Here is a 15528-nt window from a genome sequence, read left to right as displayed (position 1 = left end):
TCATGGCTTTCTCCGTTTCCTCAGCTTTAGCGCCTATTGTCGCGGGGGTACGTCTCGCGTCTGTCGTAATTGTCGGGGTCACGATCCCGTCCGGGCCGATGGTAATCCGCTGCGCTTACGTCCGCTGCCATAGTACTCCCCACGATCGCGAGGACCGCGCGCGGACTCGAACTCCTTTCAGTCAGGCGAAAGTTCTTATCGAAGCTCATCGGCGTAAAGCGGGTCGAGCTCAAGACCGGGGCAGACGCGACCCGTCTTCGCGGCGGCCATCAACGTCGAGCCCGAACCCAGGAAAGGGTCGAGCACGAGATCGCCGATCTTCGCCAGATCGAGCAGTGCATCCTCGAGCATGGCCACGGGCTTAACGACCTCGTGATCGCGCTGGACTGGTTTGGAACGTCCCGGCTTTGTCTCGGCTACGCCATCGACCGGTTTTCTACCTTATGTCACCGGCGGCCTCGCCTATGGGCAAGTGAGCGGCGGCGGAATTAGGAACATCGTGGGCGCCGGTCCCGGCATTTTCACAAGCTCCGCTCGAGAACCGAGGTCGGCTGGGCGGCGGGCGGAGGCGTCGAAGGCCGCCTCGACCGAGCGGTTGTCGCAGAAACCGAATCTTAGCCAAGGCTCTTGTCTTTCCAGCCAAGCTCAATCGCAGAAACCCGTAGAACAATCGTCTAAGGAGAACTTAACCGATCGCCAGATATGCAGAGATCCAACAGCCCGAAAAGGACGCAGCGCCGGCAGGCCCGATGGGAGCCAAGCAATGCAGGGATCTGAGCATCCGAGACATCCGCGGCTGGAGGTCATTCGTCGGAACGGCGACCCCGGTAGGACAAATCCACCACTCTTGTTCGTTCATGGCGCCTGGCACGGGGCATGGTGCTGGGATTTTGGCTTCCTGGAGCGAGTCTCCAAGCACGGTTTTGACGTTTTCGCGATGAGCCTTCGGGGTCATGGGAACAGCGCGGGACATGAGCGGTTGCGCACAACGCGCGTGCGCGACTTCGTGGACGATATAGAGGAGGTCGCAGACAGCCTGTTCGCCTCCCCAGTCGTCGTTGGCCATTCGATGGGCGGTTTCCTAACGCAAAAGCTCATGGAGCGGCGCCGCCTGCCAGGGGCAGTTCTGTTGGCCTCAATGCCTCCGAGCGGCGTTGCGGGGTTTGTCGGAAAGCTGATCCGCACGGATCCGCTCCTCGTGCTCCAAGCCAATCTAACTCTACGACCTGAACTGGTTGTTTCAACGCCGGACCGCGTCAAGCGCTTGTTCTTTTCCGAATCCGTGCCGGACAAGGATGCAGAATTCTATGCCTCGAAGTTAGGGAACGAAGCGTTCTTTGCTTATCTGGACATGCTCCTTGGCGACCTTTGCACACCGGCGAAAGGAACCCCGGTTCTCGTACTGGGCGCCGAGAAGGACGCAATTTTTCCGGTCAAGACGCAAAACGAAATTGCGGCATCCTACGCCACGCAGCCGATCATCTTCCCCATGGCGCATGACATGATGCTTGAACCTGGTTGGGAAAGCGTCGCCGATGCGATCGCCCATTGGGTGAGCGAGGGCCTTCAGCGCATTCAACTTGTCGCTTAAGTTAGGCAGGCTTTATGGCCCAGGCGCCCACCATCAGGGGGCCGAGTAGAAGCGCGTTAGCGGCGTCTGCCTCTTCGCGGATGCGCTGATCCAGCGTGTCGATCTCGATCTCCGCCTCTGTGGCCACTCCCACTTTGATCATTGTGGGCGCCAGGCTTCTGATCGTAGTAGCAAGCCAGGTCGGACAAAAGCCGCCGCCGCCCTGCTCCATGCGCGTCGCGCCAACTAGGGATGGCGAGAGGCCTGCCTCGTTGAAGACCCGCCCGATGGACACGCCGATGCGGGGATTAAAGCCGCAGCGTTCGAAGACGAGATTCAGGCGCGCGACGCTTTCAGCGACGGACGGGATCGGCGGAACGGCGCCCATGCGGGAAAGGTCGGGCTCATGAAATGCAACGACGCCGCCAGGAACGACTAGGCGCAGCAATTCGCGCAGGGCCGCGGCTGCATCTGGGAAATAAATCAAAACCAGCCGTCCTACGATGGCGTCGAACTGCGTGGCCCCGTAGATATGGGGAAGCTCGGCCTGCCGAAACTCGACATTGGCGATCTGGGCGTCGTATGCGCGGGTACGGGCGCGGTTCAGGCCTTCAGGGTCGCGGTCTACGCCGACAACCGATCCCGTCGCACCGACGATTTTCGCGGCCAGCAACGACACGTCGCCCATGCCACAGCCGATATCGAGGACGCGCATGCCAGGGCGCAGACCCGCGCACATGAGGAGTTCCTCAGTCGTTTTATTCAGAAAAGCAGCCTGCTGCTCGAGCCGGGATGCCTCCTGCGATGAATAGCCAAGCGGGTACGAGGCTGAATCGTTCTTGCAGAGAGCGGACTGATTGGATTGTGGCGGGCCGCTTGTGTCGTGCCGAGGCGTTGCTTGTTCCTGTGAACACGCCCGAGCCGAGGGATCGCCTGTTTCACGGAGGTCCTTGAGCATCGGTTCTGAACTCCGCAATTGGATAACCGGCTTGCGCTTTGGTTTAGAAGAAGCTCAGTCTCTGTCATCGACGCTACATAGTAAAATCGTATTTTTCGAATAAACATATTGATTTTTTCGATTGTTGGGCGCAACTCAGCCGGTCCAAGCATCAGCTGGCCTCCGCGCGCCTCCGCGTGCTTTGCCCTGGCGTCCATTCGATCCAGGCTGAGCATCGTCGGGAGCGGGCTTTGTGCAGCAGGGAGAAAGATCGGCGATCAGCGGTGCGCAAACGTCGGCGCGACCGCCGCAGCAATCCCTGAAAATCCCGTCCGGCGTTTACCCGCCGCCTCGTCCGTAGGCCGTATCGAGCGCCGCCGCCGCGTCCTCGTCGCCGCGCATCCGATGGTCTGATGGAGCTCCGGGTAGAATGAGGCCGTCGGCGCGATTCCGGAAAGCGGCCCACTAAGCTGGTTTCGCTGATCCGCTTGCCGGTCCTGTTCGTAAATAGCAACGGGGTCTTTGGGGAGCTGCGATGTTTCGCCTTATCTCTGCCTATGCAGGGGCCGCTTTGAGCATGGTGGCGCTGGATGCGATCTGGGTGTCGTCGATGGCGGAGCGTCTCTATCGCCCGCAGCTCGGGCCGCTGCTTGCTGATGAGTTCAGGGACGGGCCGGCGATCGCCTTTTATGCGCTCTATCTCTTCGGCGTCGTCTATTTTGCGGCGGCGCCGGCGCTGAAGGATGACGACTGGCGCAAGGCGGCGCTGAACGGCGCCGTGCTGGGCCTTGTCGCCTATGGCACATATGATCTGACCAATCAGGCGACGCTAAAGCTCTGGCCGGTGCTGGTGACGCTCGTCGATCTGTGCTGGGGCGCGTTGCTCACGGCGGTCGCCGCCACAGCCGGTTATCTCGCGGCCAGACGCTGCAACCCGTAACGTCTCACCGCGTCATGCGCAGAGAGTGTCGCCGCGCGGGCAGGAACATCCACACAGCGATCGCGCTCAACGTCAGGGCGCTATAGAAATTGAGGGAGCCGAGAGCGTCCTGCTGGCGTGCATCCAGCGGGTAGAGTGGGGTGCCGTAATTCCCGTGCAGTAACAGGTATCCGCCGAGAAGCGCGGCCACGTAACCGGCAAGGGCGCGGATATGCGTCCGACGGCAGGAAAGGGCGGCGATGGTGAGACAGGGCGCGAGAAAGAATTCTACACCGGATCCCTGGCCGAACACGAAAGCGCAGAAGAAGGTGTTGATCGCGCCGACTGCCGGAAACCACAATCGCCCGACATCCGGCAGACGTCGCGCGACCCAAGGCGACGCCAGGAAGAACGGCGTCGACAAGAGCGTCATCGCGAGAAGCGGATTTGCTTCCCCTGTGACCCAGCGCACGTAAAATGGATAGAAAGGCTGGTTTGACGCGAGGATCAGCGCCAGCCTGTTTGAGGTCGCGGTCAGCGGATCGGGGGCGGCGGCGTAGTCGCGCACACGCCGCCACAGCGCCTCGAAATCAGCCACGTGACGGACGCAGACGATAATGGTTCACCGCCCATTCCTCGCCATTGCTGTCGCCGAAGAGGCCTTCGGTCGCGAGGAAGAACAGCCGCCAGCGCCGGCGCCACAATGCGGCGTCGGCGCCATAGGCTTCCCGCAGCACTGCGTCGATCTCGTCGCGCCGCGCATCGAAATTGCGCAGCCAGTCCAGCGCCGTGCGCTGGTAATGGACGCCGTTCCAGAGCCATTCCTGTTCGACCTCGAAGAGATCGCCAAAGCTGTGAATGAGCTGGCGGCTCGGCATGATTCCGCCTGTAAAGAAGTGCTGCGCAATCCAGTCCGCCTTCTCTTTGTGGTCGAAGCGGTAAGGCTGATTGCGATGGGTGAAGATGTGGATGAACAGCTTCCCGTCCGCTGCGAGCCATTCACGGACGCGCGAAAGAAGCGGGCGCCAGTTGGACATGTGCTCGAACATCTCGACCGACACGATGCGGTCGAACGGTCCCTCCGTCTTGAAGTCGTTCATGTCGGCGGTGATCACGCGCAAATTCGCCAATCCCTGCCGCGCGATCTCGGCTTCTATATGGGCGCGCTGGCTAGATGAGTTGGAGACGGCGGTGATGCGCGCATTCGGGAAGGTTTGCGCCATGAAGAGCGAGAGCGATCCCCAGCCGCAGCCGAGCTCCAGGATGCTCTGGCCATCTGCAAGGTCGGCATGCCGCACGGTTTCTTCCAGCGCGCGCACTTCCGCCTCGGCGAGCGTCGTCTCGGGCCTTTCGTAATAACAGCAGGAATATTTGCGGCGCGGACCGAGCGCCAGCTCGAAGAAGCGCGCCGGCACTTCGTAATGCTGGGCGTTGGCTTCGCGCGTATGGATGGCGATGGGATAATTGGCCATCTCCCGCGCAAAGGCGTCGACAGAGGTTGGCGGCGCCGCGCTGAGACGCTCGCGGGTGCGGCCGACGAGATAACCGACGCCCATGCGCAGGACGGCGTCGGGTAGCGGCGCGCGTTCGACGACGCTGACGGCGGAAGCGATCAGTGACATGCGTTATCCTCCAGAAAAGCGATTTCACGCGCGCTTTTGCGGCCCCGGAAAAAAGACGTTGACCTGCGCCTGGTAGGCGCGAAACGCGGCGCCGCGCGACGCCAACATATGTTTTTCGAGCGGCGGCACGACGGACACATATGTGAGCAGCCAATACATGAAGGCTGGCGCGAGGAGGGCGAACCAACCCTGCGGCCAGGCGCCCGTGACATCCATCGCGATGACCGCGAAACCCACCCAGCTCAGCCACTGGAAAAAGTAGTTTGGATGCCGCGACCACGCCCATGGCCCGTCCATGCAGACGCTCTTGCCCGGACCTCGTGTCGCGCGAAAGCGCGCGAGCGTCGCGTCGGACCAGGCTTCGCCGCCGATCGCCGCGACGAGAATGGCGACGCCGACAAAGTCGGTGAGCGCCGGGAAAGCGATCGGATTGCGCGCCGCGAGAAAGACCGCGAGAGACAGCAGAAACGCGCAGGCCGCCTGAATCTGAAGAAAGCCAAACAAGCGTCGCGGAAAATCCGCGCCCCATTCGAGGGCAAGTTCGTGATAGCGCGGGTCTTCGGCCGCATTGATACTGCGCGCGACGATGTGAAGACCGAGCCGCGCCGCGCCCGCCACAGCGAAGGCGGCCACGATATATTGCCGCGCCCCGGGCCCCTCTCCGTCGATCGGCGCAAGCGAGAGGAACGCGCCCGCGGCGCCGATAGCGAAGGACCAGGTCGCATCGATCCAACCCGACTGTCCGGTCTTGCGCTGCAGCAGCCACGCAAAGGCCATCAGCGTGGAAAGGCCACAGGCCGTCGCGACAAAGAGAAGGCTGACGCTCATATGTCCCTGAACTTCTGATAGAGGCGGCCGAACCAGCTGCTCGGCACCGTGCGTCCCTCCATGGCGATGAGACAGAGACATGGAACCCCGGGATCGACCACAATGTCGTGCTCGATCGTCTCATCCACCTGCGCGACGTCGCCCGGCCCGAACTGCGCGGCGCGATCGCGGAATCCGCCGCGCAGCACGCATGTCGCTTCATCGCCCTCATGGCCGTGGCGGGGAACAGTGACCCCGGCCGCAATCTCCAGCATAAAAGCCCGCGCAGCGGATGAGACCGGCAAAGCGATGCGCGCGGAGCGCACGCCTGGCGCAATCCAGCGCCATGGGCCGATGTCGACGGCGCGAAGGGGCGCTGGCAAGGAAAATCCCTCCGGCATGTCGGGATGCTTTCCGGCCCTCGGCGCATCTGCATCGCCAGAGATCGCCGGCTCCGCATCCTCAAGCGCATTGAGCGCGCGGTTCAGCGCGGCCGGATCGACATGAGCGGGCTCGATTTCGTCGAGCAGCGCGCCGCCCAGCGCCTCGAACCGCCCATGCAGCCGCCGCGACACGGGCGACATTGAAAGATGCGTCTCGATGAGCAGCGAAAATGCGGGGTCGAGGGCGCCTGCCGCATGACGCAGCAGAAGGTCTTCGGGCGCGCGGCAGAAATCCGTCATGATCCGAGATCCTCGAGCCCCGCGCGCAGGCGCTGGATCGCCAGCCGGACGCGCGATTTCACGGTGCCGAGCGGCAAATCGAGAATGCGCGCGATCTCCGAGTGCGAAAGCTCCTCGAAATAGAAGAGTTCGATGATGCGCGCCTGCTCCGCGGACAGCGCGGCAAGCGCGTCGCGCACGCGTGAGCGGCGTTCATTCAAAATGGCGAGCGCCTCGCCGGTCGGCGGCGAGTCGGGCTCGTCGCTTGGATCGGGATCGAAGGCGTCGGCGCTGCGCTCGCCGCGGAGGCGATCGATGCGCAGGTTGCGGGCGATGACGAATACCCAGGTCGAGGCCGCGGCGACGGCGGGATCGAAGCTCGCGGCTCTGCGCCAGACGCGCAGGAGCGTCTCCTGCGCCAACTCCTCCGCCGCGGCGGGCGACGCGCCGACGCGCAACATGTACGCCTTCACGCGCGGAAAATAATAAGCGAACAGGACCGCGAATGCCTGTCGATCATGCGCGTCGGCGATCTCGCGGATGAGGCCGCTCGCCTCTGCTGCCGACAATGTGGCGGGAGTCGTCCGCACAATCATCGGCGCCGTTCTGAGCGCGGGGAGGCCCGTCGCGCATCTCGGTTCAGCGGTCTCGATCGCTTGTGTAGCAACGATGCCAATCATGCTCCCTTCTACGGGCGGCCCGCGAGTTTGGATCACAGGCCCGCCATTTTCCGCAAAGTCGGCGCCAGTGATCCAACCGCCAAGTCCGAGCGTATAACAAGTCGGTTTGCAAAGGACACAACTGTGACAGCGTGCCAAAAAGATTTTTCGCAAGAGGCGGCGGATGGCGGCTAGTAGCTTGAATAAGCGACTGAAAGTCGCCGTGCTCGGCGCCGGCGTCGCGGGGCTTTCCGCGTCGTGGCTGCTATCCGGCGCCCATGACGTCACCGTCTTCGAGCAGGGCGATTATGCCGGCGGACACAGCAATACTGTCGACGTCATGGGGCCGGACGGCGCCATCGCCGTCGATACAGGCTTTATCGTCTATAATGAGCCCGCCTATCCGAACCTGACCGGTCTCTTCCGCCATCTCGACGTGGCCACCAATCCTACCGAGATGACTTTCGCGGTGTCGATCGCGAATGGCGCGCTGGAATATGCGGGCAATGACCTCTTCACGCTCTTTGCGCAGAAGAAGAACATTGTCAGTCGTCGCTTCTGGTCGATGCTGCTCGACATCCGCCGCTTTTACGCAGAAGCCCCCGGCCATATCGCGCGAATGGACGGCATGACGCTCGGCGAATATCTCGACGCGCATCGCTATGGCGCGCCGTTTCGTGAGGATCACCTCTATCCGATGGCGGCGGCGATCTGGTCGCTGCCGGCCCGCGACGTCGCCGCCTATCCAGCGAAGGCTTTTACGCGCTTTTGCGAAAATCACGGTCTGCTGAAGATCGCGGGGCGTCCCCTCTGGCGAACGGTCGCCGGCGGAAGCCGGGAATATGTCAGGAAGCTGATTGCCCCTGTCGGCGAACGTGTCCTACTCAATGCGCCGATCCAGCGCGTAACGCGCGACGCCGATGGCGTCACCGTTGAATGGCCCGGCGGCTCACGGCGCTTTGATCATGTCGTGATCGCCGCCCATGCCGATCAGGCGCTGGGCATGCTCGCCGATCCTTCGGCCGAGGAAACGCGCCTGCTGTCCTGTTTCAAATACAGCCGCAACGAAACAATCCTTCATGGCGACGCGCGGCTGATGCCGAAACTGCGTTCCATCTGGTCGAGCTGGAACTATCTTGCGTCGGGGCCAGACGCGCCGCTTTGCGTCACCTACTGGATGAATCGCCTGCAAGGGCTAGAGCCGTCGACTCCCCTCTTCGTCACGCTGAACGCGATGACGCCGCCGCGAGAAGATCTCATCTACCGGCGCTTCGTTTACGAACATCCGATTTTCGATCTCGCCGCCATCGACGCGCAGCGCGAACTCTGGTCGCTGCAGGGCGTGCGGCGCACCTGGTTCTGCGGCGCCTATTTCGGCGCCGGATTTCACGAGGACGGGTTGCAGGCGGGCCTTGCCGTCGCCGAGCAACTCGGCGGCGTGCGCCGGCCATGGACCGTCGAAAATGAATCCAGCCGCATTCATGTCGGCCCGGCGCCAATGGCATAGGAGCGGATCATGGGGATGACTTCCGCGCTCTATGTCGGCTCGGTCGCGCACCGGCGGCTTCGGCCAAAATCGCATCGGCTGCGCTATCGCATTTTTGCGCTGCTGCTGGATCTCGACGAATTGCCGACGCTCGATCGCAAACTTCGGGTGTTTTCGCTCGGGCGGTTCAATCTTTTCGGTTTCAACCCGCAGGACCATCTCTTCGCGCGCAGCGGCGATCTTCGCGGCGAGGTCGAGGCGGTGCTTCTTGACGCCGGTCTTGAGGCCAAAGGCGGCGCGATCCGCCTGCTGACGATGCCGCGCATTCTCGGCTACGGCTTCAATCCACTCAGCATCTTCTTCTGCTACCGCGTCGATGGCGCGCTGCAGGCGATCCTCTACGAGGTCCACAACACATTCGGCCAGCGTCACTGCTATCTTTTTCCGGTCGGGACAGAGGGGCGCGTGCTACGCCACGCCTGCGCGAAGCAGTTTTATGTTTCGCCCTTCATGGCGATGGACATGGCTTACAGCTTCCGGATCAAGCCGCCGGATGAGGACTACGCCATCTCGATCTCGGTGGCCGACGAAGACGGCGACATGCTGTTCGCCACGCAGCGTCTTTCGCGCGAGGCGCTCGACGATCGCGCGCTGATACGAGTCTTCCTCTCGCATCCGCTGCTCACGCTGAAAGTGATCGCGGGCATTCATTACGAAGCGTTGCTGATCTGGCTCAAGGGCGTCGGGCTGCATGTGCGGCCACCGCCGCCTGGCCGCGCTATCACCGTCGTCGCCAACAAGAACAGGGAAAAGGAAAGCCTTTCATGTCAGATCTGATTTCCCCCGGCACGCCATCCTTTTCGCTCTCCAGCCGTATCGGCGGGAGCGGCATGGGACTCGCAACGCTCGTTCTGCGCAAAGTGATGGCGGCCATGGAAAAGGGTCGGCTGACTTTCGTCCTGCCCGATGGAACGCGCGTCGACTGCCGCGGCGCGCGAAGTGGACCGGAAGCCACCATCGTCATTCACAAGATGTCCGCTCTGCGCGGCCTGTTGCTTTCGGGCGACGTCGCCTTTGCCGAGGCCTTTATTCGCGGCGAGTGGAGCAGCCCCAATCTCGCGGCGGCGATCGAAGTCGCGGCGGTGAATGGCGACGCCTTCATGCGCGCGGTAGAGGGCTCCTCGCCAGCGCGCTTCGCCAACTGGCTGATGCATAGGTTGCGCGCCAATTCGCGCTCAGGCAGCCGGCGCAACATCGCCGCGCATTACGATCTCGGCAATCCGTTCTACCGCCTGTGGCTCGACCCGCAGATGTTCTATTCCTCCGGCATCTACCGATCGGATGATGACACGCTCGAACAGGCGCAGCGCAACAAGATCGACCGTGTGATCGAGCTGCTCGACGCCCATAAGGGTGAAACAGTTCTCGAAATCGGCTGTGGCTGGGGCGGTCTCGCGCCCGAAATGGCGAAAGCCGGCGCCGGCGCGATCACCGGCCTGACACTCTCGAAGGAGCAACTCGCCAATGCGCAGGATGTCGTTTCGAGGCGCGGACTGCAGGCGCAAGTCGATCTGCGGCTTCAGGACTATCGCGACGTCGGCGGCGTCTTCGACCGGATCGTGTCCATCGAAATGATCGAAGCGGTCGGCCGCGATTACTGGCCGGTCTATTTCGCTGCATTGCGCGATCGGCTCGCGAAAGGCGGCCATATCGTGCTGCAGGCGATCACGATCGAGGACTGCCGCTTCGACAAGTATATGAGCACGCCGGACTTCATTCAGCGCTACATCTTCCCGGGCGGCGCGCTGCCTTGTCCGCGCGCGCTCCACGAAGAAGCGGCGCGCGCCGGCCTGCGCCTCGAAACGGTCGAGACATTCGGCGAGGGCTATGCGCGAACGCTGGTCGACTGGCGGCATCGCTTCCATGCGAACTGGCACGAGATCGAAGCGCTGGGTTTCGATCCGTCCTTCAGGCGGCTGTGGGATTACTACCTCTGCTATTGCGAGGGCGGGTTCCGCGCCGGGGCGATTGATGTCGGCCTGTATCGACTTACGCATGCGTGACGACAGGAGGAAGCGATGCGCAAATATCTTAAAGTTCAAAGCTTCGCCATGCTTGTCGCATCGGCGCTCATCCTCCCGCCTGCTCAGGCGAGGAGCGAAGGGATAGTCGGCAATTGGGCGCGCGGCGACGGCAATGCGCGCGTGCGCATCGCGCCCTGCGGCGGCGCGCTCTGCGCGATCAATACCTGGATCCGCGACCCGTCGAGCGGCGAACATGTCGGCGATCGCCTGGTGATGAAGGTCTCGGGCGCGGGCTCGTCCATGTCCGGCACGGCCTATGATCCGCAGCGCAAGCTCAATTACAGCCTGGAGATCAATTACGGGCCGGAGGCGATGCAGACGCGCGGCTGCGTGCTTGCCGGCATTGTCTGCAAATCGATCAGCTGGACGCGGGTGTCGCGCTGAGCTGTCGCGTTGGAGGAGCAAAAATGAGAGGCCAGACCATCCGTCCGCTTTCCGCGCTTCTCGCGCTTTTCGCTTTTGGCGCTGGCGTCGACGCGCTGGCGCAGGACCACGCCGCACGGCCGATCGATCCGGCCCGCTTCTACAGGGGAACATGGCTGGAAGTTGCGCGTCGTCCGATGTGGATCACCGATGGCTGCATCAAGGGCACGACGGGGTATGCGCGCGGGGCCGCGCCGGACCGCTTTCTCGTGCGCGACGCCTGCCGCAAGGGCGCCGAGGAGACCGTGCTGAACGGCGAGGCGGAAATTCTCGATCCGGGCGTCAATTCGAAGCTGATGGTGCGATACAATCCGCTGCTCTCTGTCGAATATAACATCGTCGACCACGCGGCGGACTATAGCTGGTTCATCGAGACCAGTCCGACGCTCGACAATGTCTTCATCTTCACGCGCAAACCGCCATCGCGAAAGCAGCTGACGGAACTGGTCAACCGCACGCGGCGCCTCGGCTACGATACGTCGAAGCTCGAATTTCCCTGGAGCGAATAGACGCCCGCGCTACAGGCGCGGCGCGGTCGCCGACTTTCGGGTCTTGTGCGCGCCGGCGGCCGTCTTGGTGAACTCCGAAAGCGTTCCGTAACTGAGCTGAATGCGGCGAATGTGGATGAGGTTGGCGTCGAAGTCCACGTCATCCCCAAGCAGGCGCAGCTGCTACGAGGGCCGAGCGCCGGCGAGGAAGGGGAAGGCGACGTAGACGCATTCCTCGTCGTGCCGGGCCGCCTCGAGGAAGCTGGGCGACCTGTTCCGGGGCGAGCACGGCCTTGCGCGCCTTGCCCCGCTGGGCTTGCGGGCACAGCGGGCATCGCCGGCGGGCGAAACTCTTGGTCCTCGGCGGCGAGCGCCAACGCCGCCTTCAGTTTCTGTCCTGACAGAAGCTACGCCGCAAAGCCCCTCCAGCGGAGCCATCCCCAACCCGGCCGCCTCTGAGCGCCAAGCCGACCGGCCGGCATTGGATGTCTGTCAGCGCTTGGTCCCAGGCGCGCGCGGCACAGGGTGAGCGACGCGAGACGCTCGGCAAAAGAAGCTCCGTTTGAAGCCCCGCCCCCTAAGGAGTAAAAAATCTGCTTCGCGAAGAGACGCCACGAGGACTTGAATGCTCCGAAGCAACCGCTTCAAAACCGCGTTAGCGACTGCGCTTCTGCTGTCATTGCAGGCAGGGACCGACGCACGCGCAGAACGCGCCAGAGCTTCGGTTAGCCCGATTCCGGATGAGATATGGAGTCACATGCAGGGGAGGTCCTGGCGTGCCGAGCTACCATGCCCCGCAAGAACCGAACTCGCTCTGTTGCGGATACCCTACCTAGATTTCGACGGCGCCACACAGGTCGGCTTGATGATTGTAGCGAAAAGCGTTGCAACAAAAGTCGCGGCCGCTTTTCAGGAAATCTATAATTCCAGAAAGTTTCGGATCTATCGAATGTCCTTGATCGACGAATTTGACGGCGATGACGACCGGTCGATGGCGGCCAACAATACCAGCGCGTTCAACTGTCGAACCACAGATCGCGGCGCGATGTCGCGGCACGCTTTGGGCCTGGCCGTAGATATCAACCCCGTGCAGAACCCTTACCGGGAAGGAGACATTACCGCGCCGGAAGCAGGAAGAGACTATGACCAGCCCGCCAAGCGAAGTCGCGATGTCGTGGGCCTAATCGTCGACGGCGACGTTGTGACCAGAGCCTTTGCGCGACAGGGTTGGCGTTGGGGAGGGCATTGGAGAAGAAGCGTCGATTATCAGCATTTCTCGAACGATGGTCATTGAGCGCCTTGGGAAAAAGGCCTCACCGTCCTATGCGCGAACTTTTCTCGCACGCGAAAAGCAGCCTGCGGGAACAGTTGCGCACGCGCCTCGAGAATTGATCTAAGCCGAATGGGCTATGGCGCGCCCGATCCAACCGGCAAGCAGGGCTATTCACAGATCCGGTAGCGCCCGTTGGCGCCATGCGGCTGGATGTCGACGTGGAGATGGTCTTCGTGAGCGGCGTCCGAGCCGGGGCCCAACACCGTCGTGAACCAGCCGCATGCGGCGGTGCGCACGGTCTGGAGCGCCTCCTGCACGACAGGTTCGCCAGTTGATCCGATGGACAGCGCTTTCCCGTTCGCCAGCTCGAATCCAGAAATGTCGAGGGCGAACCCGATCGCATGCGCGCTCATCTTCCCGGCGGTTTCATTGTTGCGGTTGCGGCATTCAAAGCCCGGCCCTGTCCTCACCGTCCTTAGGGAGGAGGAGAAACTTTCTGCAAGCACGGGGGCGACCACCCTGCCGATCCACAAGGCCAAGGGTTCGGCCAAGCGACAATCGACCAGCGGCCGAGCGGGAAAATGGATGAGGCCGCCGAAGCCGTGGCGGACGACAAGACTCTGAAGGCGGACCGGTATGGCGACGGCGCAAGCCTCGGCGACAGACGGCGCCGCCTCCTTGTGGAACTCTATCTCCAGCTCGGCCAGTCGAGCGAGGCAGGTCTCGGCGTCGAGCGCGTCGACCTCTTGGGCTTCGCGGGGGTGAGCGAGCCTCGCAGATCCAGGCTCTGGCGGCCTTCTCGGCGGCAGGGGCTGTGAATGTAGCTCGCTGGCTCCTAACGCCAAAAGCAGGCTAACGGCCGCGCTCCACCCACGAGATCCGTGAGCCAGAAACCGCGCGGGAAGCGCTTGCAAGATCAAAACACATAAATTTGAGACATTCACGATGCCGCTTTGATCGGAGGGTTTCGTTAGTAGCAACGACATTCCCAAAGAACGCATATTCGACCCAAGACGGTCCATTGCATAAGCGGCGCCGCCTGTCCCGATTCGCTGGACGCGCACGCGTCCAGCAGCGGGCGAAATCCTTGCGGAAGCCGCTTCTCGGTTAGTAATGGTAAGGGCGGCGGTAATAGTAGTGACGGCGATAAACCCGTCGCGTAACGCGCCGATAATGACGACGGTTCACTCGGCGCCAATGGCCGTGCCAAACTTTTTCAACCCGTACCGCTTCCATATCTTTTGGCGTCGCGACGCTTTTCTCTGGCGTTTCAGCCGACCTGGCGTCGTCGGGAGCTAAAGGCGCAAACATACCCAGAGCGTTCACGGGTTCTGCAATCGACAGTGCGCCTATTCCCGCGCATAACAACCGCAAAAACGACCGTCGTTCCATCGTACCCTCCAAATTTCGAGCGCGTATCACGGAAACGCTGCGAGCTTTTGATGGTTCCGATCCGATTTGCCCCGCTCCAGGGGTAAAGCCTGCACTGGCGAAGCATCGACGTTTGCAAATGCGAGGCGCGCTCGGCGGCGACGCGGAGGATTGCACTTGTGCTCACGCGTCAAGATGGCGCGGAGATCGCCGCCGTTCTGGCGCGTGAGCATGCGGCGTATCGTCGACGCCGCGCTCAACCTGATTACGGCGGGTAGCAGAATATCCTGGGGGCCGGTCCCGGCATTTGCGCAAGCTCCGCCTCGGCGGAGCGCGCTGAGGCGAAGCTCTTGCAGAGCCCCGCTTCTGATCTCTGATGGAACCGCACTCGCAGCTGAAAGACAGTCACCAGGCTGTTCGCGGGAGGCGAGGGAACGGTGGCGGTGGCGTAACCGGCATGTATTGCAGGTTTAGACTGCCGATTCCCGCGGACAAATTCAGGCCGGTGCCGACAGAGACAGAGATTGGCTGCAGGGAAATTGACTGATTCGAGCCGCCGACGAGCACAGCCCCGCCGGCGCCTGCCCCGACCGCGACGGAGCCTTGCGCTCCTACAAAATCGCCTGCCAGCGCGCCGGGCGCGAGGTTGTTCGTCGCGGCCAAAACGCCCCAGACCATCCTCCCCGGGCCGCTGATGCCGATGTTTGCGCCAACATTGGTCAGGCGGCCGATGTAGTGGGAGGTTGGGCCTCCGGATTGGCTCCGGAAAACGCAGTCGAGCGCCTGATTCTGCATCAGAATCATTCCAACGCCACCCGAAAGGTGACACTGCAGGACGCCAACCTTGAGTGATTGAGCCAACCCAACGCCCGGCGCGAGCGCAGCAAGAAACGCAAAGACGCGAAGCCGTTGCTGAAATCCAAGCGGAAACATGCGTATCCTCCTAAAAAGCAGCCCCGTCTTGAAGGGGACGGCAGAGGCTACAACAATTGCTTCGGTTGAGGAAATACGCGGGTTTGGAGCGAGTTCGAGCGGCAACCACTGTGGATTCATCGCCTGTCTTTTCAAAAGCAGCGGCTCGCAAGGCGAGGCCGTCCCCGAGAACACTGTTTTCAAACGAAGACCAAACAGCATTGCTGCAACGAAATTTCATGAATGCGTTTCGCACGACCTTGTAGACAAAGGCTTTCCTGTTATCGGCATGGCGCTGTGAAAAGCCTCTCCACG

The 15528-nt window shown here is 62.3% G+C and carries 19 protein-coding genes; 9 read left to right on the top strand and 10 right to left on the bottom strand.

Going from position 1 to position 15528, the window contains the following annotated elements:
* Positions 1–195 precede the first annotated feature (195 nt).
* Positions 196–351 carry a DNA methyltransferase gene (locus ACPFMJ_RS14870; protein ID WP_424360744.1) on the bottom strand — a complete coding sequence of 52 codons (156 nt, stop codon included), beginning with the start codon at positions 349–351 and terminating at the stop codon, positions 196–198.
* Positions 352–763: 412 nt separating this feature from the next.
* Between ACPFMJ_RS14870 and ACPFMJ_RS14865 the strand changes: the two genes are divergently transcribed.
* Complete coding sequence (locus tag ACPFMJ_RS14865; RefSeq protein ID WP_424360743.1) at positions 764–1591, top strand: alpha/beta hydrolase; 828 nt, start codon at positions 764–766, stop codon at positions 1589–1591.
* 1 nt (position 1592) lies between these two features.
* Here ACPFMJ_RS14865 and ACPFMJ_RS14860 read toward each other — a convergent pair whose 3' ends face one another.
* Entirely contained in the window at positions 1593–2528 is a 936-nt protein-coding gene (locus ACPFMJ_RS14860) for a class I SAM-dependent methyltransferase (RefSeq protein ID WP_424360742.1), read from the bottom strand.
* 514 nt (positions 2529–3042) lie between these two features.
* Here ACPFMJ_RS14860 and ACPFMJ_RS14855 point away from each other — a divergent pair.
* Positions 3043–3447: a DUF2177 family protein gene (locus ACPFMJ_RS14855; RefSeq protein WP_424360741.1), complete on the top strand. Its 405-nt coding sequence runs from the start codon at positions 3043–3045 to the stop codon at positions 3445–3447.
* A 4-nt stretch (positions 3448–3451) separates the two neighbouring features.
* Here ACPFMJ_RS14855 and ACPFMJ_RS14850 read toward each other — a convergent pair whose 3' ends face one another.
* Genes ACPFMJ_RS14850 through ACPFMJ_RS14830 form a run of 5 tightly spaced genes read right to left on the bottom strand, consistent with a single transcriptional unit; the run spans position 3452 to position 7197 of the window.
* Positions 3452–4024, bottom strand: coding sequence for a hypothetical protein (locus tag ACPFMJ_RS14850; protein WP_424360740.1), 573 nt, complete (start codon positions 4022–4024; stop codon positions 3452–3454).
* Complete coding sequence (locus tag ACPFMJ_RS14845; RefSeq protein ID WP_424360739.1) at positions 4017–5048, bottom strand: SAM-dependent methyltransferase; 1032 nt, start codon at positions 5046–5048, stop codon at positions 4017–4019. Before ACPFMJ_RS14845 ends, ACPFMJ_RS14850 begins: the two co-directional genes overlap by 8 nt.
* 24 nt (positions 5049–5072) lie before the next feature.
* Positions 5073–5876, bottom strand: coding sequence for a DUF1295 domain-containing protein (locus tag ACPFMJ_RS14840; RefSeq protein ID WP_424360738.1), 804 nt, complete (start codon positions 5874–5876; stop codon positions 5073–5075).
* Positions 5873–6538 carry a ChrR family anti-sigma-E factor gene (locus tag ACPFMJ_RS14835; RefSeq protein ID WP_424360737.1) on the bottom strand — a complete coding sequence of 222 codons (666 nt, stop codon included), beginning with the start codon at positions 6536–6538 and terminating at the stop codon, positions 5873–5875. The genes ACPFMJ_RS14840 and ACPFMJ_RS14835 overlap by 4 nt, the downstream gene beginning before the upstream one ends.
* Complete coding sequence (locus tag ACPFMJ_RS14830; RefSeq protein ID WP_424360736.1) at positions 6535–7197, bottom strand: sigma-70 family RNA polymerase sigma factor; 663 nt, start codon at positions 7195–7197, stop codon at positions 6535–6537. Before ACPFMJ_RS14830 ends, ACPFMJ_RS14835 begins: the two co-directional genes overlap by 4 nt.
* A gap of 163 nt (positions 7198–7360) precedes the next feature.
* On the opposite strand from ACPFMJ_RS14830, the gene ACPFMJ_RS14825 reads away from it, so the two are divergent.
* Genes ACPFMJ_RS14825 through ACPFMJ_RS14805 form a run of 5 tightly spaced genes read left to right on the top strand, consistent with a single transcriptional unit; the run spans position 7361 to position 11678 of the window.
* A complete protein-coding gene (locus ACPFMJ_RS14825) occupies positions 7361–8683 on the top strand; it encodes an NAD(P)/FAD-dependent oxidoreductase (RefSeq protein ID WP_424360735.1) in 1323 nt (440 codons plus the stop codon).
* A gap of 9 nt (positions 8684–8692) precedes the next feature.
* Positions 8693–9499: a DUF1365 domain-containing protein gene (locus ACPFMJ_RS14820; protein WP_424360734.1), complete on the top strand. Its 807-nt coding sequence runs from the start codon at positions 8693–8695 to the stop codon at positions 9497–9499.
* Positions 9487–10725, top strand: a complete 1239-nt coding sequence (locus ACPFMJ_RS14815; protein WP_424360733.1) for a class I SAM-dependent methyltransferase — start codon at positions 9487–9489, stop codon at positions 10723–10725. The genes ACPFMJ_RS14820 and ACPFMJ_RS14815 overlap by 13 nt, the downstream gene beginning before the upstream one ends.
* A gap of 15 nt (positions 10726–10740) precedes the next feature.
* A complete protein-coding gene (locus tag ACPFMJ_RS14810; protein WP_424360732.1) occupies positions 10741–11130 on the top strand; it encodes a DUF2147 domain-containing protein in 390 nt (129 codons plus the stop codon).
* A 23-nt stretch (positions 11131–11153) separates the two neighbouring features.
* Positions 11154–11678 carry a lipocalin family protein gene (locus ACPFMJ_RS14805; protein WP_424360731.1) on the top strand — a complete coding sequence of 175 codons (525 nt, stop codon included), beginning with the start codon at positions 11154–11156 and terminating at the stop codon, positions 11676–11678.
* A 9-nt stretch (positions 11679–11687) separates the two neighbouring features.
* Here the strand turns inward: ACPFMJ_RS14805 and ACPFMJ_RS14800 are convergent, their stop codons facing one another.
* Complete coding sequence (locus ACPFMJ_RS14800; RefSeq protein WP_424360730.1) at positions 11688–11816, bottom strand: hypothetical protein; 129 nt, start codon at positions 11814–11816, stop codon at positions 11688–11690.
* A 658-nt stretch (positions 11817–12474) separates the two neighbouring features.
* Between ACPFMJ_RS14800 and ACPFMJ_RS14795 the strand changes: the two genes are divergently transcribed.
* Positions 12475–12951, top strand: a complete 477-nt coding sequence (locus ACPFMJ_RS14795) for a M15 family metallopeptidase (protein WP_424360729.1) — start codon at positions 12475–12477, stop codon at positions 12949–12951.
* A gap of 146 nt (positions 12952–13097) precedes the next feature.
* Here ACPFMJ_RS14795 and ACPFMJ_RS14790 read toward each other — a convergent pair whose 3' ends face one another.
* Positions 13098–13622 (bottom strand): extensin family protein, encoded by a 525-nt coding sequence (locus tag ACPFMJ_RS14790; protein WP_424363875.1) that lies wholly within the window; start codon positions 13620–13622, stop codon positions 13098–13100.
* Here ACPFMJ_RS14790 and ACPFMJ_RS14785 point away from each other — a divergent pair.
* The gene (locus ACPFMJ_RS14785; protein ID WP_424363940.1) at positions 13512–13748 is read left to right on the top strand and encodes a hypothetical protein; all 237 of its coding nucleotides are present in this window, start codon (positions 13512–13514) and stop codon (positions 13746–13748) included. The two genes, ACPFMJ_RS14790 and ACPFMJ_RS14785, sit on opposite strands and share 111 nt — an antisense overlap.
* 958 nt (positions 13749–14706) lie before the next feature.
* Here the strand turns inward: ACPFMJ_RS14785 and ACPFMJ_RS14780 are convergent.
* On the bottom strand, positions 14707–15435 hold the full coding sequence (locus tag ACPFMJ_RS14780; RefSeq protein WP_424360728.1) for a DUF992 domain-containing protein: 729 nt from the start codon (positions 15433–15435) through the stop codon (positions 14707–14709).
* Between the last annotated feature and the right edge of the window lie 93 nt (positions 15436–15528).

The sequence above is a fragment of the Methylocystis parvus genome (assembly GCF_049675845.1).
GTDB classification, from domain to species: domain Bacteria; phylum Pseudomonadota; class Alphaproteobacteria; order Rhizobiales; family Beijerinckiaceae; genus Methylocystis; species Methylocystis parvus_A.
This window is presented reverse-complemented; position numbering and strand designations above follow the sequence as displayed.